The organism is Microcoleus sp. bin38.metabat.b11b12b14.051 (assembly GCF_013299165.1).
In the GTDB taxonomy this organism is placed as follows: Bacteria; Cyanobacteriota; Cyanobacteriia; order Cyanobacteriales; family Microcoleaceae; genus Microcoleus.
In genome coordinates, this window is record NZ_JAAFKD010000009.1 from 150,304 (window position 1) to 168,638 (window position 18,335).

At 46.0% G+C, this 18,335-nt stretch carries 18 protein-coding genes, 1 pseudogene and 1 CRISPR repeat array; of the genes and pseudogenes, 8 read left to right on the top strand and 11 right to left on the bottom strand.

From position 1 onward, the window contains the following. Positions 1 to 19 precede the first annotated feature (19 nt). On the bottom strand, positions 20 to 1,201 hold the full coding sequence (gene sat / locus QZW47_RS12395) for a sulfate adenylyltransferase (protein ID WP_293127583.1): 1,182 nt from the start codon (positions 1,199 to 1,201) through the stop codon (positions 20 to 22). A 148-nt stretch (positions 1,202 to 1,349) separates the two neighbouring features. Between sat and QZW47_RS12400 the strand changes: the two genes are divergently transcribed. Continuing rightward, positions 1,350 to 1,646, top strand: a complete 297-nt coding sequence (locus QZW47_RS12400) for a hypothetical protein (protein WP_293127585.1) — start codon at positions 1,350 to 1,352, stop codon at positions 1,644 to 1,646. A 42-nt stretch (positions 1,647 to 1,688) separates the two neighbouring features. After that, positions 1,689 to 1,865 (top strand): FkbM family methyltransferase, encoded by a 177-nt coding sequence (locus QZW47_RS30130; protein WP_366930871.1) that lies wholly within the window; start codon positions 1,689 to 1,691, stop codon positions 1,863 to 1,865. A 474-nt stretch (positions 1,866 to 2,339) separates the two neighbouring features. On the opposite strand, the gene QZW47_RS12405 is transcribed toward QZW47_RS30130, so the two are convergent. The 7 genes and pseudogenes from QZW47_RS12405 to QZW47_RS12430 all read right to left on the bottom strand — a co-directional run bounded on the left by QZW47_RS12405 (position 2,340) and on the right by QZW47_RS12430 (position 7,812). Further along, positions 2,340 to 3,062, bottom strand: a complete 723-nt coding sequence (locus tag QZW47_RS12405) for a glycosyltransferase (RefSeq protein WP_293127587.1) — start codon at positions 3,060 to 3,062, stop codon at positions 2,340 to 2,342. A gap of 18 nt (positions 3,063 to 3,080) precedes the next feature. Continuing rightward, positions 3,081 to 3,464, bottom strand: coding sequence for a hypothetical protein (locus QZW47_RS12410; protein WP_293127589.1), 384 nt, complete (start codon positions 3,462 to 3,464; stop codon positions 3,081 to 3,083). Between the two features lie 589 nt (positions 3,465 to 4,053). Beyond that, positions 4,054 to 4,254: pseudogene (locus QZW47_RS12415) on the bottom strand (hypothetical protein); the annotation flags it as partial. Positions 4,255 to 4,353: 99 nt separating this feature from the next. Then, the gene (locus QZW47_RS30135) at positions 4,354 to 4,860 is read right to left on the bottom strand and encodes a DUF6745 domain-containing protein (protein WP_366930872.1); all 507 of its coding nucleotides are present in this window, start codon (positions 4,858 to 4,860) and stop codon (positions 4,354 to 4,356) included. Positions 4,861 to 5,044: 184 nt separating this feature from the next. Next, positions 5,045 to 5,224 carry a hypothetical protein gene (locus QZW47_RS30140; protein WP_366930867.1) on the bottom strand — a complete coding sequence of 60 codons (180 nt, stop codon included), beginning with the start codon at positions 5,222 to 5,224 and terminating at the stop codon, positions 5,045 to 5,047. Between the two features lie 113 nt (positions 5,225 to 5,337). Further along, positions 5,338 to 5,940: a hypothetical protein gene (locus tag QZW47_RS12425; protein ID WP_293127593.1), complete on the bottom strand. Its 603-nt coding sequence runs from the start codon at positions 5,938 to 5,940 to the stop codon at positions 5,338 to 5,340. Positions 5,941 to 6,342: 402 nt separating this feature from the next. After that, on the bottom strand, positions 6,343 to 7,812 hold the full coding sequence (locus QZW47_RS12430; RefSeq protein WP_293127595.1) for a site-2 protease family protein: 1,470 nt from the start codon (positions 7,810 to 7,812) through the stop codon (positions 6,343 to 6,345). Positions 7,813 to 7,842: 30 nt separating this feature from the next. On the opposite strand from QZW47_RS12430, the gene QZW47_RS12435 reads away from it, so the two are divergent. The 3 genes from QZW47_RS12435 (at position 7,843) to QZW47_RS12445 (ending at position 10,009) form a co-directional block, all read left to right on the top strand. Next, positions 7,843 to 8,517 (top strand): MBL fold metallo-hydrolase, encoded by a 675-nt coding sequence (locus QZW47_RS12435; RefSeq protein ID WP_366930873.1) that lies wholly within the window; start codon positions 7,843 to 7,845, stop codon positions 8,515 to 8,517. 273 nt (positions 8,518 to 8,790) lie between these two features. After that, positions 8,791 to 9,351, top strand: a complete 561-nt coding sequence (locus tag QZW47_RS12440) for a sugar O-acetyltransferase (protein ID WP_293127599.1) — start codon at positions 8,791 to 8,793, stop codon at positions 9,349 to 9,351. 193 nt (positions 9,352 to 9,544) lie between these two features. Next, positions 9,545 to 10,009, top strand: a complete 465-nt coding sequence (locus tag QZW47_RS12445; protein WP_293127601.1) for a hypothetical protein — start codon at positions 9,545 to 9,547, stop codon at positions 10,007 to 10,009. A 108-nt stretch (positions 10,010 to 10,117) separates the two neighbouring features. On the opposite strand, the gene QZW47_RS12450 is transcribed toward QZW47_RS12445, so the two are convergent. Beyond that, positions 10,118 to 11,425: a valine--pyruvate transaminase gene (locus QZW47_RS12450; RefSeq protein WP_293127603.1), complete on the bottom strand. Its 1,308-nt coding sequence runs from the start codon at positions 11,423 to 11,425 to the stop codon at positions 10,118 to 10,120. A 425-nt stretch (positions 11,426 to 11,850) separates the two neighbouring features. Then, positions 11,851 to 13,234: a CRISPR direct-repeat array (repeat unit 37 nt; unit sequence GCGGGAAAACCCATAAACCCCTACTAGGGATTGAAAC). A 45-nt stretch (positions 13,235 to 13,279) separates the two neighbouring features. On the opposite strand from QZW47_RS12450, the gene QZW47_RS12455 reads away from it, so the two are divergent. Then, positions 13,280 to 14,119, top strand: a complete 840-nt coding sequence (locus QZW47_RS12455; protein WP_293127605.1) for a Tab2/Atab2 family RNA-binding protein — start codon at positions 13,280 to 13,282, stop codon at positions 14,117 to 14,119. A 474-nt stretch (positions 14,120 to 14,593) separates the two neighbouring features. Here the strand turns inward: QZW47_RS12455 and QZW47_RS12460 are convergent, their stop codons facing one another. Next, positions 14,594 to 14,800: a hypothetical protein gene (locus QZW47_RS12460; RefSeq protein ID WP_293127607.1), complete on the bottom strand. Its 207-nt coding sequence runs from the start codon at positions 14,798 to 14,800 to the stop codon at positions 14,594 to 14,596. Between the two features lie 209 nt (positions 14,801 to 15,009). On the opposite strand from QZW47_RS12460, the gene QZW47_RS12465 reads away from it, so the two are divergent. After that, positions 15,010 to 15,882 (top strand): S-methyl-5'-thioadenosine phosphorylase, encoded by an 873-nt coding sequence (locus tag QZW47_RS12465; RefSeq protein ID WP_293127609.1) that lies wholly within the window; start codon positions 15,010 to 15,012, stop codon positions 15,880 to 15,882. Between the two features lie 622 nt (positions 15,883 to 16,504). Here QZW47_RS12465 and QZW47_RS12470 read toward each other — a convergent pair. Next, a complete protein-coding gene (locus tag QZW47_RS12470; RefSeq protein ID WP_293127611.1) occupies positions 16,505 to 17,731 on the bottom strand; it encodes a tetratricopeptide repeat protein in 1,227 nt (408 codons plus the stop codon). Between the two features lie 76 nt (positions 17,732 to 17,807). Here QZW47_RS12470 and QZW47_RS12475 point away from each other — a divergent pair, with 76 nt between their 5' ends. Then, complete coding sequence (locus tag QZW47_RS12475; protein ID WP_293127613.1) at positions 17,808 to 18,299, top strand: WbuC family cupin fold metalloprotein; 492 nt, start codon at positions 17,808 to 17,810, stop codon at positions 18,297 to 18,299. Positions 18,300 to 18,335 lie beyond the last annotated feature (36 nt).

Below are 18,335 nucleotides of genomic sequence, written 5' to 3' on the forward strand. Positions count from 1 at the left end.
CAGCAGCAAATTTCAAGACTTAAATCTCGTAACTAAAAATATTCATAGCCTTGGCCAATTCCGCGGCGACTTCCGGGCGAGAAAACTGCGGCGGTGGCAATTTTCCAGCGCGCAGCATTTCGCGAACTTTGGTTCCCGACAAGTGCACCCGCTGTTCTGGAGTGCTGGGACTTGTTTTTGTTGTAGCCATTTGTTCCGTCAGCTTGCAATAGAAAGCGTGCTCGAATTTCATCGGCACAATTCCCAATTCTCCCGGTTCAAATTCCTCAAAAATGTATTGAGCATCATAAGTGCCGTAATAATCGCCAACTCCAGCGTGATCGCGCCCCACAATAAAGTGAGTGCAGCCGTAGTTTTTGCGGATTAAAGCGTGAAAAATTGCTTCTCTGGGCCCGGCGTAGCGCATCGCCGCCGGATTGATTGCCAAAATTACGCGATCTTTTGGATAGTATTTTTCTAGGAGAATTTCGTAGCAGCGCATCCGCACGTCAGCGGGGATGTCGTCATCTTTAGTTGTCCCCACTAGCGGGTGCAGGAACAAACCGTCTACTGTTTCTAAGGCACATTTTTGGATGTATTCGTGCGCCCGGTGAATGGGGTTTCTGGTTTGGAAACCGACAATGGTTTTCCATCCCTTTTCTTTGAACAATATTCTCGACTTCGCCGGGTCAATTTGGTATTGAGGAAACCGGATATCTAGTTCGCGTTCCAGCAGCCACACCTCGCCTGCGAGGTTAACCGGCCCGGATTTGTCTACTACTTGGACGCCGGGGTGTTTGAGATCGTCGGTGCGGTAGACGTTGATTGCTTCTTCTTCTTTGCTGTAGCGATATTTTTCTGCGAGTTCCAGTACGCCGGCAAATTCGCCATTCGGTGAGTCGAGGCGCACTCTTGTACCTTCGGTGAGGGTGTCGGCGACTGCTTCGCTGACGGAAAGAGTGATGGGAATTGACCAAGGGAGACCGTTGGAAAGGCGCATTTCTTTGACGACCGATCGATAATCAGCTTCGATCATGAACCCTTTGAGGGGACTGAAGGCGCCGATCGCGATCATTTGCAAGTCCGAGAGCGATCGTTCCGAAAGCTGGACTCGCGGCAAAACTTCTGCTTGGTCAAAAAATTCTTGTCTTTGGTCTAGTGTGGCAATGCGGTTGACCAGGATGCCGCCGTGAGGCGCAATGCGGTCTGGATGCTGGCTCATGTCGATTTGAGGTTTTAGATTTAAGATGTTGGGCTTTAGCTGCCAGAGTATATCCTACCAAGGTATTGTTACAATTAATTAATTTTTTTAGTAAACTCGAACACACACCATACCTTATATTTATAAACTACGATTTAGTGGGTCAGCCATGACACTTTATAATTTTTTACTAAAATCTATCGAGTTCTGGCAAAAGCATTCAGGATTGACAAATCTTAAGACTCATACTATTTATGCCAAATTAATAGACTCTCAGTCTTTAGTTATCGATTTGGGGGCAAATGTAGGTCAATTTAGCGCCGAGATCAATCGTGAATTCAATTGTAAGTGTTACGCAATAGAAGCCGTTCCTGCCGTATATTCTCAAATTCCTGAAAATAACTTACTTAAAAAATTCAACTATGCAATTTCTGACCAAAATCAAACTATTAATTTATATCTTTGAGAAAATCGAGAATGTCACAGTGTCAGCGAGGAAGCAGCCAGCATTTACGGTCTTCAGGGAGTTATCTCAGTCGATGCCATGACACTCGATACTTTTTTGAACAAGCATAAAATTGAGTCCATCGATCTCTTGAAAGTAGATATTGAAGGTGCTGAAGAAGCCCTTTTTAACTCAACGAGCGATGCTACGCTCTGCAATATTAAGCAAATCACGATCTAGTTTCACGATTTTGTTCCCGGTTCTATTAGCGCTGACGAAGTTAACAAAATTGTTAGCAGATTAAAAAAATTTGGTTTTGTCTGCCTCCCATTTTCATATTTGTTGCCCGATATTGATACCTGCGATTTTTTGTTTGTTAATACAAATCAGTGTAAAATTCCGTATCAAGATTGGGTGGGTTTTAAAATTATCAATTTGCTTCTGAGCGCACAAAAAGCCAAATCATTTTTACTCCGTTCAGCAATTGGGCGCCAATAAGCTATTACTGAAAATCGGCGATAAATTCACCGCAAATTTAAGCGTCATCCTATGCAAATCTATCTATTCATCACTCCATTCCGGTTTTTTCAGGTAGAGGTCGCTATCCCCTGCCCGCTGACAACTACCCACTGACAACTGAGGGCGGGCACGGGGGCACCGCCCCTACCAACTGAGGGCGGGCACGGGGGCACCGCCCCTACCAACTGTCAACTGTCACTTGAAAACTACCTCATTTGCGACCAACTTGTGATGAAGCATTTTCAGTTCCAACAATTCTTCGCGTAGCTGGTGAGGTAGGGGAACATCAACTTTTTCCAGCATACTCTGAATCCGATATCTCCAATCGTGACGAGCTACACTCTGGGTATAATTGCGCTTGTAGATAGACTGAAGGCGCTTTGTATCCTGTAAAAGTTCTTCAATTAATTCTACGCTTTTTTGGGGATTGTCAGGCAACTCAATAGTTGCATCTTCCCAATCAAACAACTGATCCATTAGAGGCGTAGTGGGACGTTTACCAACAATGGCGCCACCAGTCGCAGCGCCGTAAAACCACCGCAACGTAACAAACGAGTAAGGAAACTTACGCATACCAGGATAGAGCGTGTCAAATGCTAAGGTAATCTTGCTATTTCTCAGAAGGTGAAATAGCAGCAGAGTATCCTCCTCATCTTGCCGCTTTTCGTAAGGCAATTTGGGATAGCATTCTTCCATCCGGGGTGTCGATTTATAGTAAATTCGATCCGAACCGGGTTGATTGAATTTATTGAAGAAGGCACTGTGATACTGTGCGGGTATCCGCCCGAAGCTCGTTACATCGATCGAACGTTTGACTTGACACGAACCTTGAGCGAGAACATCTGCACCAAAAGGCAGCAGCGATACTGGTATTTTAAAATGTTGCGTGAGTTCATCTATAACTTCGGGCAGTGGCACGAATAAACGATCGAGATTCTAGACATTTTTTGAGTAACTGTTTGTATCCCAGGCATCGAATACATAACCAATTACCACATCAAAACGCTGGCGCCAGTTAGGTATGCTCGATAGCAGCTCCAAATCGGCTCCTGAAAGCCCAACAGTCAGCAAAACGTTGGGCTTGTTCGACAGTTCAGGTAATGAATCTAACTTATAGAAACCTGTAGTAGACTTGATAACTTTACGCACGATTCGATTAGGAAGTGGCGACATTCCCTCCGAGCGCTCCAGCCACTGGCGGGCTGATGGTATCAAAAGTTGTGCGTTGCAGGTGCGTACTAGAATATTTTCTAATTCAAAAACTCGGTACCAAGAAACATGGGATGCTAAAGCCCGTGAAGAGAGTATAAAAATATTCATAGTTAGTTTTTATTTGAGTACAGGACACCCAACATTATAACGATCGAGCCAAGGCTGCGGTCAATACAATTAGGACTTTTTCTTGAGGAATAAAGTTTTTTTTGTAAGCTATTAGTAGCGATTTATACGACAATACGGTTCACTTAAAGTTTTTTTGTCATTGCGAGCGTACCCGCGAAGCAATCGCAGTGTTTATTTTTCACATGATTTTATAGACTGAACAGTCTTAAGTAAACCGTATTGATTTATACGATGGAATTAGCTGATTTTTGTGAAGATATTTTGGTCGCGGGAGCCCTAATTCCCGCCACAGCAAAGATAATATCGGCAAGCAACCGGACACGATATCAGTACAAAAACTGGTACACAAATGCTACCGATAGAATCAAGTTTGCACTGCAAAATCTCCGGGTGCGATTCCCCAGTTTACCCAGCTAATTGCTTCTAGTGCAATCCTAAATGATTTGTACATATTTGTAGGGGTAGTGCCCCCGTGCCTACCAAGAGCGTCAACTAAAGAGGGCAACCACGGGGGGTTGCCCCTACAAGAATTACACTGATGAACGGACTCGATAATGATTTAGGATTGCTATAGTGCCGATCGCACTTGTGGAGGAACTCGCAAAGCGTGAAGGTGTCCCGTACTCGGACAAGTCATTCTTAACAACAATATTGGCTCTAGATCGACATTCTCAATTTTCAACAAAATATATTCTTGGTAGGGATAGCCCTCCGCGGCTACCCACTTGTCTAATTCTATTCCTTGCAATTCTTGACAAATTCTCGGATAAGCTGTTCTACATTTAAATTGTGTATAAAAAATCAATCAAACAATGAGTGGTATGGCTTTGAGCAGCGTACCGAATATGTAATTTAAATGCGCGACAGCTTAGCCGTAGCTTGCGGGGCGGGACGCCATCGCCCCAATCAACACTCGCCGCACTTCGGCATTATGTTGTGTTAGCAACCATGAAGCTTCCCACGACTGCGGCGCAACTTCACCCATGGTTTCCGGTAGCACCACGCCGTGATAGCAGTAGACGCGAAACTTGTCAGCAAATTCGACGGCTGGCCCAGATATGGCGTGAAGCAAATCATCGCTGTCAAAATGAATTTGTCGCGGGCGATCGCACACAAAGCACTTTTTCTCAAACGGATAAATCCAGCCGCAATTTTCCGTTAAGGATTTAAAAGCTGAATGTAAAGCGCGATCGCCATCGAGTTTTAACACTTCAATACAAAAATCTACCCAACTTCCGTGACAAGCCAAAAGTTCGGAAACTATGCAGTTATTTTGATAAGTCCCCTCGATCCCGAATTTCTGAAATCTCTCGCCCACATTCCTGGCTAATTTGAGATAAAGTTCCTGTTTCACGTGAAAGTGCAGTTGATTCATCAGTTGAGCGTACAGCGGGTTGTAGAGTTGGCTGTAAATGTGATTTTCCAGTTCCCAGCAGATTTGACTTCTGAGTCGATCGTACAATGGATTGTGAATTTTGTTGCGGATTTCGGTGCCGCAGCAATGGCCGGTAGCGTCTGTGCTTAGCGCTTCCACAGCCTGTAAAGCTATGTAAGGGCTGTCACCAAAAATAATTTCCGGTTCCCCGCAGCCGATGATGTTGTAGGCGGTGTTGATGGCTGCTGTCGCCAGCGGGCGATCGCCAGCGTGCGATCGATCGTCCAATTTGCCACCATTTGTGGCGATACATGGGAATTAGCGCTGTTTGTTGGGGAGTAAGGGCGATCGTTGGTAGAGCCATATTATTTGATTTATCCTCAAAAAATTAATTTACTTCGCTCTTTCTAACTTGACTTTTCTCAATTCCTGAGGGTTCAAATCCGAACATCAATTTTTTTGATGGCAGTTATTAGATTAACGATTGTAATTAACTATTTTTTGTAAAGCCCCTAAAATCAAAGGAACATTATCGAGATAATAAACATCATCATCAATAATTAAATGATTCTCTTCTAATTTCAGAAACCGCCACACAACGCCCGTAGTCACGCAGCCAAATACCGCAGGTTTTGAATTTTGTTGGCGTTCGTTAAATAGCTGAGCTGCCACCATTTGTGCGGCACACTGTGGCAGACAAGATTCTATTTCTGAGCCTTTCGTTTCTCTGACTGCAAAAAACGGAACTTTTATTTCAAAATCAAACGGCACGTCAGACAGTAGAAAGTCGCATTCTCCGTGCAATCCCCGAGCAACATCTACCTCAAATGACCAACCGGAAAAAATGGAAAATTTTCTGTTATTTTTCTCTCTACATTCCAACAAGACAGGAGAAATAATCCGTTCCGCACGTTCTTTTGCAGTTGTTACAGCAGTGTTAGAACTAATTTCAATAGCTCTCCAGAGCCATGGGGAGGGTTCTACAGGAATAAGCTTGGTATTTGATAAAATAGGACTGAGGGATATATCCAATCCAAACCGATCTTTTAATTGTTGGAAAGTGAAAGATTTATAAGACATATTTCTGAGATCGCTTGGTGGAAATCAATATATAGCCTTTCTCAAAAAGGTGAGGTATGTCGGGCATAGGGCATAGGGCATAGGGCATAGGGCATAGGGCATAGGGCATAGGGCATAGGGCATAGGGCATACCTCATGTTTTTGAGAACCGCTATAAGATCGAGACATAAAGCGAATGAAAGAATGCTAAGTTCGCTTGTAGGCAGGACTTAAGCCTCATCTACCCGGTTTCTGCAATAAATCTTGGTTTGGTAGCGAAGTATCTAGTCAGAAACCGGGTAGAGCGCCCGGTGCGTAAGTCCTAATATACCAACCCTTGCAGAATTTGTGAACCTCTCTTTTCTGCCTTCTGTCGCAACGATAACTAAATGCTTGTTCCTTCTTCCCTCCGACTTCTTGCTTCTAAGTATTTAACCACTGAAGCAGGATTTTAGGTGCCGGCAACAAAATTAGCAACAACAGCCCGATCGCCAGCAACCCCAAAAAATCGCGCCCGTTGTCCAATTCGCTGACATCATTCAAAGCCGGTTCGTCATTGAGCGGCGTCAGAAACAAGATAATTGCCCACAACAGCAAGCCCTGTTCCAAAAAAGCCAGCAGCAGCATACAAACTCTAGCAAATTGCCCGATCGCCATACTCGCTCGCTGGCCGAACATCGCGTGTACAATGTGTCCCCCGTCAAATTGTCCCACCGGCATCAAATTAAACGCCGTCACGATCAAACCCAAATAACCAGCCACCGCTACCGGATGCAAATTAATCGCAGTTTCCGCATTCAAAGCACCGCCCAAAGTTAACTTGCTCAACAAAGTCATCACCAGGGAAAATTTAGGAGAAAAAGAATCAAAATTCAACATTCCCGACTTCTCAGACAGCGGTACAATTGTCGATCGAGCCAAACCCCAAATCAACAACGGCACTGTCGCAACCAAACCAGCCAGCGGGCCGGCAATACTGATGTCAAACAAAGCTCGGCGGTTGGGAATTGGACTGCGAATTTGAATGAAAGCGCCAAAAGTTCCCAAGAAAAAAGGAATCGGAATAAAATAAGGCAGAGTCGTGCGAATCTTGTAGAATTTGGCAGCTAAATAGTGACCGGATTCGTGAAATCCTAAAATCGCAATTAGAGCCAGGGAATAAGGCAAACCCTGAAGCAAGATATACGGGTTAGACTGCAAAGTTTTTTCAGTAACTCCGGCAATTTGCGACCCAACAATCGTAGTGGTAAACACCGTAATTAGCACCAAAGCTAAGGCAAAAAACGGTCTGGTTAAAGATTCTGTTTTGACCGGAGTTTCCCCAGATTGGCGGCTGGGATTGGGAACGATCGCAAAAAAAGGTTTACCGCTCAAGCTGTTTTGAAATATCACTAAAAAGCGATCGCCAAAATGCTGCTCCACATTCTCCCGAACCGCCTGATAAGCCGCCTCCGGGTTCGCGCGCAACTGTCCGCGACAAATCACAGCCTGCGGGCGAAATTCCAAATCTCGCAAACTGAAAATAGACCAAGGAAAACAATCGCGCAAACTCGCTTCTTCCGCTGCATCTATCGGGCGCAGGGGAGGTTTTGGCGCCTCTTCAGTCGCAGCGCCCGCTACGGGCGTTTGGGTTTCGGGGGTAATTTCCTGGCGCCCCAACTGCACCAAAAACCAGTACAAAACAGGACAAACCAAAAAAGGTATAATTACCAACTCCGGCGGTGCAGTTTTTTTGGCGCCGTTGGCCAAAACCCAACCGCTCCAAATCAGCGCTGGCGCCATCATTACCAGCCACAGCAGCCAGATCGGAGTTCGCGTGATGCGACTGATGCTGCTCTGCAACAAGTAGTAAGATATCAGCCCCAACACGAACAACCATAGTAAAAAGAACATAATATTTATTCCATGCCTCTCAATACATCCTTGAAACCTCAGAGTTCAGCGTCCAAACAGCCCAGACAGGTGCTGGAAAATACTTTTGCTTTCGCGCCTAACCGGGATACGCTGGGTGCGACGGCTTATTTCATTGTAGAAAACGAATCGAACATCCTGGTGGATTGTCCGGCTTGGAATGAGATCAACCAAACATTTTTGGATTCGCGCGGTGGCGTGCGCTTGCTGTTTCTCACTCACCGCGGCGCCATCGCCAAGGCGCGGGAGATTCAGGAATCCACGGGCTGCGATATCCTGATTCAAGAACAGGAGGCTTATTTGCTCCCCCAATTGCGGGTGACGGTTTTTGAGCGAGAATTGGCTCTGAGCGATCGAATAAAAGTATTATGGACTCCCGGTCACTCCCCCGGTTCCTCTTGCCTTTACGATGGTGCTAGCGGGGGAGTGCTGTTTAGCGGCAGACACTTGCTTCCCAGCCGCGCAGGCGCCCCTGTACCGCAGAGAACGGCAAAAACTTTTCACTGGCCGCGCCAAATTAACAGCGTTCAGTCTATCATCGATCGATTTTCGCCCTCCACTTTGCAATATATCTGCCCCGCTGCGAATACCGGTTATTTGCGCGGCCAAGGATCGATCGATCGAGCTTTTGAACAATTAACCAATCTGAATTTAACCGTTTGTTTGGAGTCGAAACCAGAACCGTAAATCTATGGTGCACCCTCAGTGACTCAATTATAACTGAGTGCAGAAACCTGGTTTTTTGATAAAAACAGGACTTGCGCGTGGGGGCGAGAAACCGGGTTTCTACGAGTTTTGCCGACAGCAACGAGAAATACACGAAGAAACCCGGTTTCTGAGGTCGTGCGAGCGCCAACTATTTGACGCTATTTGTAAGGTACACCACCAGCACCCTACATGATTCTTCAGTCTCTTCAAGACAAAAGAAAGTTTGTATCGTGGTTAAAACAACAGATTGTTATGGAAAAAACCGAAAAACAAAAAATGCTCGATGGCGAATTATATATAGCAGCAGACGAGCAATTGACAGCAGAACGCTTGCGAGCTCGCCGCCTTGCTAGAATCTACAATTCTACCTGCGAAGACGAACCCGACAAACGGTTAGAAATCCTTGCCGAATTATTCGGCGCAGTCGGGCCGAAAGTTGAAATCGAGCCGCCTTTTTACTGCGACTACGGCAGCAATATTTATGCTGGAAACGGATTGTACATGAATTTGGGCTGCGTAATTCTCGACTGCAATCGAGTTAACATCGGCGAAAATTTGCTGTGCGGGCCCCACGTGCAAATCTACACTGCTTGTCACCCTACCGATCCAGAAATTCGACTTTCTGGCCGAGAGTTTGCCAGAGCCATTAATATTGGCAATAATGTTTGGATTGGTGGAGGCAGTATTATTTGTCCGGGAGTCACTATTGGAGACAATAGCACGATCGGCGCAGGCAGTGTTGTCGTCAAAGATATCCCCGCTAATGTCGTGGCGGCGGGGAATCCTTGCCGGATTGTCCGGCAGTTGCCTTAGTGTGGTACGATCGACTCGCTGGCGCAATGACCCGCAGCAAGCTCAACCCAAAAATTTTAGAGATTATAACAATCGGTTTGAGATTTTTTACGTATAATTTCCTAGAAAAATTCCCAGCAAAAATCTCAAATCAGGCATCTAAAATCCCTGGATTTTTCCCCCTCAGTTCTCAACTCCTACTCACCAGATTTTTATGACAACTGCAACAGTTTATCCCAACGCACCCGAACTCGGCACCGATGACTACATAGCAGTGGGTTTAGCCACCTGCTTCATCAAAGAAGAAGGCGAAGTGCATCAAGTAAAAGTAATCGAACCTATCCCCTCAGCAGCTTTAGAAGCAATTGTCAAGGGAATTCCCACATCCTATGAGATGGCTTGGGGGACGACTTTAGGATCGGTATTTGACGGCGAATCACCAAAGAGGATGCCGGAATTCCCCGCAGAAGCTCAGTTTAGCGAAGAATTTGGCTTTCGGGCGATCGCCGCAGCTCGCACTTACAAAATTCGCCCGGAAGCTCAAGTACACATTCCCCAAGGAACTGTTCGCAATGACTTTACCTATTCTTTAGAACGCAAAAGGGTGCTCAATACCGAGCGCGTAATTCGCACTGAAGATAATGTGAAACAGCACGAACACACTCACAAAGTTCTTTAACAGTTGACTGTTGACACTTGACTGTTGACAGGTTTGTAGTGAGGACTTTAGTCCGCATCCATCCAAGGACTAAAGTCCTCACTACAAACAAGGTAGCAAATAATCTCACTAAATGGCTGATTGATAAACCTTTTCCACGAGTTGAGCCAAACGTTTCATCGCAGTTTCAATCTCATCATTCGTCGCAGTCAAACTAATTCGCAAACACTCATGCTTGTGTTGCCAATCTTCCCGCAAGCCGGGGAAGAAAGAACTTCCCGGCACAACAATTACGCCTAATTTCTTCAATTCTTGGTACATTTCCCAATCAGTCATTGGCAAATCTTTTAACCACAACCACGCAAAGATTGCTCCTTCGCCTCGGTGCAAGAACCACGGCAAATCCTTCGGCATTGCGTGTTCTAGGGTGCTTTCAACTACTGCAAATTTGCTTTGATAGTACGGGCGAATTACGTTGAGGGAAATGTCGGCGAGAGCTCCCGAAGCAATGGCTCTAGTTGCGATCGCCTGTCCGTATCTCGGCGAGTGAATGCACATATTGGTCTGAAAAGATTCTAATGTTTTGATGATTCCTTCATCGCCGATCGCAATTCCGATTCTTTCTCCCGGTAATCCGGCTTTCGACAAACTCATGCAGTGGACGATATTGCCGCCGAATATTGGTGTCATTTCGGTAAAGTTTAAGGCGGGGAAGGGAGGCCCGTAGGCAGAATCGACCAATACCGGCACGTCGAAAGCGGCTGCTAAATCGGCGATTTTCTGCACTTCGTCGTCGGTGAGGACGTTTCCCGTGGGGTTGCAGGGACGGGAAAAGATGACGCATCCGCTGGTTTCGTCGATCGACAGTTGACTGAAATCCGGGCGGTATTTGAATCGGTGGGCGGCTGCATCAATATCTAGGGTGGGTTTGCAGGCGATGACTGCTTCGGGAATTAAGCTGACGCCGCCGTAACCGGTGTAGTCTGGGCTGAGCGGTAGGACGATCGATTTGAGATTTCTGGTTTGGGATGTTGGATCGGAAATGTCGGCGATTGGTGCGGTGTAGCCACCGAAAGCGTTGGCTGCGTAGAAGTAAATTGATTGGCTTCCGGGAGTAATTAGGATGTTGCGATCGGTCAAATTGAGGTTGTAACGTTGGTTAAAATCGGCCAATACTGCATCGATAAACGGCTGATAACCTTGGCTGGAACCGTAGCGACAAACGACTTCGCCGTATTCTGGGCTCGCCAAAAGTTCGGCTGTGCAATCGCGCCACAACTGCTCGACTTCCGGCAAAATCACCGGATTGCCGGCGCTTAAGTTGATAAATTCCTGCCCGTTGCCGGCTCTGAGAGTTTCTATAATATCTTTCATAATTGCCCGAACTCCTGTGAGTTGGGACATTTGAGTGCCAAATTGAGTGAGGGCAGGGTTCATGATGCGGCCAGGATGATAGAGGTTGATGGTTTATTTATGATAGCTTTTGTGCGATCGGTCTCAGGATAGGATTGATGGTGTTGGTTGGATTGGGCGATCGGATATTTCCGTCGGAATAGAGGAGGCGGGCGATCGTAGGATCTGTTTTTCAGTAAGCGCTACATCAGTTCTGAAAATGCGTCTGTTGGTAGGTGTAAAAATCGAGGGCTTAAATTTTTTGGCTGTAATCCAACTGCTGTCAGGGTTTGATGCCTCTGGCGATCAATAAAGTCAGACGCAAATGCTGAACCCTTTATCAGATAAGGGTTTCAAGGCAGAAGTCAAAATTTGGGTATTGACACCTGGAGGCTGAAATGATACTTTTGTTTTGTGAGACGCAAATGAACCTTGAAAACCAAATACAGCAAGGGTTTAAAACCCCGGCAGCGGGAAAACCCATAAACCCCTACTAGGGATTGAAACAAGGTGATGGAACAAGAAAAGCGCCAATTACTGCGCGGGAAAACCCATAAACCCCTACTAGGGATTGAAACATTAGGCTTTTCAACAAAGAGCCGTATTACGAAAGCGGGAAAACCCATAAACCCCTACTAGGGATTGAAACTCAACAGCCGACAAGCTGTATATGATAGACTTTGCGGGAAAACCCATAAACCCCTACTAGGGATTGAAACTGCATCAAATTCATCATCGTCCTCATGAATTTTGCGGGAAAACCCATAAACCCCTACTAGGGATTGAAACCCATTTCCTAAATTAAGACCTGCGATCGGCCATGCGGGAAAACCCATAAACCCCTACTAGGGATTGAAACGCCATGATCTCGGTGTGACTGCTCTCGAAGTCAGGCGGGAAAACCCATAAACCCCTACTAGGGATTGAAACTTTGAGGTGACTTTTGCCGGTAAATCCTAATTGGCGGGAAAACCCATAAACCCCTACTAGGGATTGAAACGCAGCGAGTCGTTTTCCGTCAACTGAGAAGGGTGCGGGAAAACCCATAAACCCCTACTAGGGATTGAAACCAGAGCGACCCGGAAGCAACAAGCTATATTTCGCTGGGCGGGAAAACCCATAAACCCCTACTAGGGATTGAAACCTGCGCGAATCTTATTGCCACTTACTATCGGATGCGGGAAAACCCATAAACCCCTACTAGGGATTGAAACTCTTTAGCTTGCCATACCGACACAGAAACTGAGTCAAAGCGGGAAAACCCATAAACCCCTACTAGGGATTGAAACCGCATTGTTCTGCCTTACGGAATAAAACAAATTTGGCGGGAAAACCCATAAACCCCTACTAGGGATTGAAACCTAAATGTGGTTTTAAATACAATGACTAATCCTCGCGGGAAAACCCATAAACCCCTACTAGGGATTGAAACATACCCTTCATTGCGTCGCTGTTAGCGCACCGCGGGAAAACCCATAAACCCCTACTAGGGATTGAAACGCAGACTCCAATGCCCACTCTGGCGCTATATCCAGCAGCCACAAGCGGGAAAACCCATAAACCCCTACTAGGGATTGAAACCGATTAGTGATAAAATCCTTGATTACTTTCAAGCGGGAAAACCCATAAACCCCTACTAGGGATTGAAACTAAATCGCTTATAGTACCAACCGGAGATTGTTCCGCTGCGGGAAAACCCATAAACCCCTACTAGGGATTGAAACCATTTCCGTTTTCTCTTGCTCATTTGATTACATCAGCGGGAAAACCCATTTTCCCGACGTAGGGCTTGAAACGACCGTAAAACGTAACCCGCCGCCAGAAAACCCATAAACCCCTACTAGGGATTGAAACCAGATTAAAATGATCGAGTTACACAGACCTTATATCTGAATTCCCATGCGTACTTGGCAAGCCGATTTTTACCGCCGCCCTCTCCGAGACGAAACCGGCAAACCATTGTGGGAACTCCTCATCTGCGACTCGGCACAAACTTTTCAATTTAGCGCCCTTTGTCGCCAATCGGAAGCAAACTCTAACTGGCTGGCCGCCCAATTCCAGCAGCAAGCTCTAACCCAGAAATTGCCCGATCGCATTCAAGTATTTAGACCTCAGTCTCTCAGTTTAATCGAAGCTGCGGGCAAAGTTTTGGGTGTCAAAGTAGAAGCGACTCGGCGCACCGCCGCCCTGAAAACCCTGCTACAACAACGCGCCCAAGAATATGCCAGTTTGCCTAATTATACAGGTGAGACTTACGGGGCGATCGCCCTAGAAACTCCCCCACCAATCCCCCTACCCGAAAACCTCTGGGGCGATAGCTGGCGTTTTGCTTCCCTACCCGCCGGCGACATCGTGGAAGCTTTCGCAGGGCGTCCCCTCCCCATATTGGAAATGCCGGAATTTCTATTACCCCTGAACTTGGGCCTAGCCTCAACAGTACCCGTGCCCGGAGTTGTAATTGACGGCGGGCGACAGTCAATGCGCTTAGCTAGATGGCTTCAGGATGCCAAACCCTTCGCATTGAATTATATCGCCGGAGCTCCCGACGGATTGATTTTAGAAGCGGGATTAGCCGACAGATGGGTTGTCGCAACTTTTGAAGATAGCGAAGTAAAAGCCGCCGCCGAAACTTATCAACAGCGGAAACAATCGAGTCAAGGATTGCATTTCTTATTAGTCCAGCCCGATGATACTGGCACGACTTATACAGGCTTTTGGCTGTTGAATTTAAATTCGTAATAGTTAATCCCGCAGGGTGCATCTCACTTTTGAAGAGGGCGAAGCATGACCGCATATAAGTTATTAGTTACAATCCCATATTGACTGCGGTCATGCTTCGCCCCTACAAACATATTTGCCTTCATTGAGATGCACCCATCCCGCATCCTAGAAATCGGCAGCTAGTAAAACTTTCACTCGCGCGATCGCCCTTTCTAGCTGCGGACAACTGATAATTATCGGACAATACGGTTTACTTAAGAGAGATCTCCCTGGCACACCCCTTGAAAAAGGGGGGGACAAGAAGCTCTCAAAGTCCCCCTTCTTAAGGGGGATTTAGGGGGATCTCCGGGGCATAAATAGCGTTAAGTAAACCGTATTGAATTATCGGAGATTATCTTATTTTTGATCTCAAAATGCGATCGCCAAAATCACACTATCACTCGCAATAAGCGCCAGCAGACACAGGCTGAATCACTATTTTTTGAAATTTCTCTATTCCACCACCAGAATCAATCCTTCTTGGATGCCCTGATGTACTCGGTTAATCTGACACCGATCCTTTTCGTTGAGGCGGTTTGTCGAAAGCATTGCAGACTTCAGCAGCCGCCTGTCGAGGGGCGTAATTTGGCGAAAAGCAAAGATTCGTTGGACGATCGCCTCGATCGCGATTTTAGGTACGCTAGTAGAATTTACTGTCATTTTTTTAACACCCTAGAAAATAGGTAACAGAACCCTGTACCTTTATTCTTAAAGATTGCGTAAAGATACATTCTGATTCAAATCATACTTATTTTGTGACAATGCAGTGTATAAACAGTAACAATTGCCATAAAAATTAAATTATCTTTACGCAAACTTAACAATGGCCCGATAGAATCACTAACAGTAAAATTCAGGCATAGGGTAAAATGGCACAGGCAAAAATCGGCATTATCGGCGGCAGCGGTTTGTATAACATGGAAGCCCTCAAGGATGTTGAAGAGGTAAAAATTGATACACCCTTTGGCGCGCCATCTGATGCAGCGATTGTGGGAACTTTGGACGGTACGCCCGTCGCATTTATGGCCAGACACGGCCGCAATCACACTTTTTTGCCCTCGGAAGTGCCGTATCGGGCAAATATCTATGCCATGAAGAGTCTGGGAGTTGAGTATTTAATCTCAGCGTCGGCGGTTGGTTCGCTCAAAGCAGAGGCCAAACCTTTAGATATGGTAGTACCGGATCAGTTTATCGATCGCACAAAAAATCGAGCTTCTACATTTTTCGGAGAAGGAATAGTCGGTCACATCACCTTTGGCGATCCGATCTGCGGCGAATTGGCTAAAGTGTTAGCAAGTGCGATCGAATCCTTGAACCTCGCCGACGTTTCCCTACACCGTGGCGGCACCTACGTCTGCATGGAAGGCCCCGCATTTTCCACAAAAGCAGAATCCCACCTTTACCGCAGTTGGGGGGCGACAGTCATCGGAATGACGAATTTGCCGGAAGCAAAATTAGCCAGAGAAGCAGAGATTGCTTACGCAACTTTAGCCTTAGTCACCGATTACGATTGTTGGCATACCGAACACGACAGCGTAACAGTAGAAATGGTAATCGCCAACTTGCACCGCAATGCGGAAAACGCCCAAAAAGTAATTCAAGAAACTGTGCGGAGGCTGAGTGAAAATCCCCCGATTTCTGATGCACATTCAGCTTTGAAATATGCAATTCTGACTCCACTGGACAAAGTACCGGCTGCAACTAAGGAGAAAATGGGTTTGTTGTTACAAAAATATTTGTAAGTTCCTACAAGTTCTACAAAGTTTTGGTTTACGCTAATCTCAGAAACCGGGTTTCTTCCTAGATTTTTCGTACTCAGCCAAAATTATGCTCAGAAACCCGGTTTCTCGCTACTTACAAAGTTTTGGTGTACGCTAATCTCAGAAACCGGGTTTCTTTCTAGATTTTTCGTACTCAGCCGAAATTATGCTCAGAAACCCGGTTTCTCGCTACTTACAAAGTTTTGGTGTACGCTAATCTCAGAAACCGGGTTTCTTCCTAGATTTTTCGTACTCAGCCGAAATTATGCTCAGAAACCCGGTTTCTCGCTACTTACAAAGTTTTGGTGTACGCTAATCTCAGAAACCGGGTTTCTTCCTAGATTTTTCGTACTCAGCCGAAATTATGCTCAGAAACCCGGTTTCTCGCTACTTACAAAGTTTTGGTGTACGCTAATCTCAGAAACCGGGTTTCTTCCTAGATTTTTCGTACTCAGCCGAAATTATGCTCAGAAACCCGGTTTCTCGCTACTTACAAAGTTTTGGTGTACGCTAATCTCAGAAACCGGGTTTCTTTCTAGATTTTTCGTACTCAGCCGAAATTATTCTAAGAAACCCGGTTTCTCAATTTCCATTCGCCCATCTATTAACCGATCAACTGCTTAAAGGCATCGTGTTGGCGAATTTTTTCTAAATCGGCTTCATTTTTTGCCAACTCTTTACACAAATTAGGATTGAGATTTAGAGCGCGCTTTAAATTTTCAATTGCTAATTCAATTTTACCTTGTAGCGCATAACATCGAGCTTTATTGTACCATATTCTGTAAAAATCAGGTCTAATTTTAGCCGCATTGTCGTAGGAGTCGATCGCTGCTTCGTACTTTTGCAATTTGGAGAGTGCCACGCCTCGATTGTTCCAAGCGTCAGTATAATCATTTTTGACTTGTAGAGCTTGATTGTAGGAAATTACGGCTTGTTCGTATTCCTGCATTTTGGAAAAAGCAACGCCTCGGTTGTTCCAAGCGTCGGCGTAATCGGGTTTGGCTTGAATTGCTTGTTCGTAACAGCCGATCGCCTCTGGGTACTTCTGCAACTCCAACAATACCACGCCTCGGTTGTTCCAAGCATCGGGATAATTGGGACGGAGTGTGGTAGCTTGTTCGTAGGATGCGAGCGCCTCTGGATAGCGCTGCATTCTAGTGAATACTACTCCGCGGTTGTTCCAAGTATCGGCTAAATCCGGCTGAATTTGCAGTGCTCGATCGTAAGCTGCGATCGCATCTTCATAGCGGTTTTCAAAGAAGCAAGCATCTCCCTGTTTCGCATAGTCGCCTGCACTCAATAACTGTTGGTAATTGCCGTAGTTAACCGGAGCGAATTCTTGTATTTGGGCGTCGGGCAATAAAAGGTCTGTATCAGCATCCGCTGGGTTAGTTTGGTGTTGAATTTCGCCTAGGATACTTTCAGCATCGGAAATTAATATTTTTAATTGAGAGATTGTATCATAGTGAAGACTTTCGATTTCTTGGCGAGCAATTGTTGTCTGCTTGGACAATTTGCCCAACAGAAACCACACAGCGACTCCGGCTGCTGTCGGAAACAATGTTAAGGCAATTACCAGCCCGTTGATCACTGTAGCCGTGCGCCCGAAAGCGATGTCAACTTCTTCTTGAACTCGATCGCGAATTTCGTCTTTTATTTGCTGCTGAGGCAATTCCTGCTGAATTAACACTCCCCCAGCCCTCGGTTGCGACGCAGAAACGCTACTGGCACAGACTAGAATAGTCAAAAGGGCGATCGAGCTAATATTTGTTCTCAAAATACTTGACAAACGCATAGCTTTAGTGATATGCACCTGATTTGCGGTTTTCATATGTCAAGAGATGCTGGTAAAGATGATCTCAGCCTAGCCGATTTGTTCAAAAACTATTAAGTACAGGATATCTGTTGTGCAGTCCCCTCCCATTAAGTGCTTGACGCAGGAATTGTTAGACGAAGTTGCAATTTCCTCCCGCAGCAGCCCCCGCGGGCGACAAAACTACAATTTTCACGATTTGTCAGAAAAGGTGCAGCGGTTTGTCAACGTGCTGCAAATGGGTACTTACGTTCGCCCTCACCGACACCTGCGCCCACCCTCCGTTAACGGTTTTGAGTTTTTTGTGGTGATTCAAGGAGAAGTAGGTATTCTAATTTTGAACGAAAACGGTCAAATCTTGCGATCGTTGCGAGTCAGCGCTGTCGGGCCCACCCGCGCCGTGGAACTTCCAGAGGGGACTATTCACACGTTGGTAGCTTTGGCTGCGGATACCGTGATTTTGGAGTTCAAGGAAGGGCCTTATGAGGTGGCGGCGGATAAAGACTTTTTGCAAAATTTTCCGGCTGAGGGAAGTGTGGCGGCGCGGGAATTAGTCTTGATTTGGGAAGCTGAATTTAACAGTTGACAGTTGACCTGGGACAGTTGACTGTTGACTCCGAAA

What these genes read in the sequence shown, in the direction of transcription:
- QZW47_RS12410 (WP_293127589.1), bottom strand. Translation starts at nt 3,464, where the DNA reads ATGAATATTTTTATACTCTCTTCACGGGCTTTAGCATCCCATGTTTCT.
- QZW47_RS12445 (WP_293127601.1), top strand. Translation starts at nt 9,545, where the DNA reads ATGACAACTGCAACAGTTTATCCCAACGCACCCGAACTCGGCACCGAT.
- QZW47_RS12460 (WP_293127607.1), bottom strand. Translation starts at nt 14,800, where the DNA reads ATGACAGTAAATTCTACTAGCGTACCTAAAATCGCGATCGAGGCGATC.
- QZW47_RS12470 (WP_293127611.1), bottom strand. Translation starts at nt 17,731, where the DNA reads ATGAAAACCGCAAATCAGGTGCATATCACTAAAGCTATGCGTTTGTCA.
- QZW47_RS12450 (WP_293127603.1), bottom strand. Translation starts at nt 11,425, where the DNA reads ATGAACCCTGCCCTCACTCAATTTGGCACTCAAATGTCCCAACTCACA.
- QZW47_RS12400 (WP_293127585.1), top strand. Translation starts at nt 1,350, where the DNA reads ATGACACTTTATAATTTTTTACTAAAATCTATCGAGTTCTGGCAAAAG.
- QZW47_RS30140 (WP_366930867.1), bottom strand. Translation starts at nt 5,224, where the DNA reads ATGGCTCTACCAACGATCGCCCTTACTCCCCAACAAACAGCGCTAATT.
- QZW47_RS12455 (WP_293127605.1), top strand. Translation starts at nt 13,280, where the DNA reads ATGCGTACTTGGCAAGCCGATTTTTACCGCCGCCCTCTCCGAGACGAA.
- QZW47_RS30135 (WP_366930872.1), bottom strand. Translation starts at nt 4,860, where the DNA reads ATGAATCAACTGCACTTTCACGTGAAACAGGAACTTTATCTCAAATTA.
- QZW47_RS12430 (WP_293127595.1), bottom strand. Translation starts at nt 7,812, where the DNA reads ATGTTCTTTTTACTATGGTTGTTCGTGTTGGGGCTGATATCTTACTAC.
- sat (WP_293127583.1), bottom strand. Translation starts at nt 1,201, where the DNA reads ATGAGCCAGCATCCAGACCGCATTGCGCCTCACGGCGGCATCCTGGTC.
- QZW47_RS12425 (WP_293127593.1), bottom strand. Translation starts at nt 5,940, where the DNA reads ATGTCTTATAAATCTTTCACTTTCCAACAATTAAAAGATCGGTTTGGA.
- QZW47_RS12465 (WP_293127609.1), top strand. Translation starts at nt 15,010, where the DNA reads ATGGCACAGGCAAAAATCGGCATTATCGGCGGCAGCGGTTTGTATAAC.
- QZW47_RS12440 (WP_293127599.1), top strand. Translation starts at nt 8,791, where the DNA reads ATGGAAAAAACCGAAAAACAAAAAATGCTCGATGGCGAATTATATATA.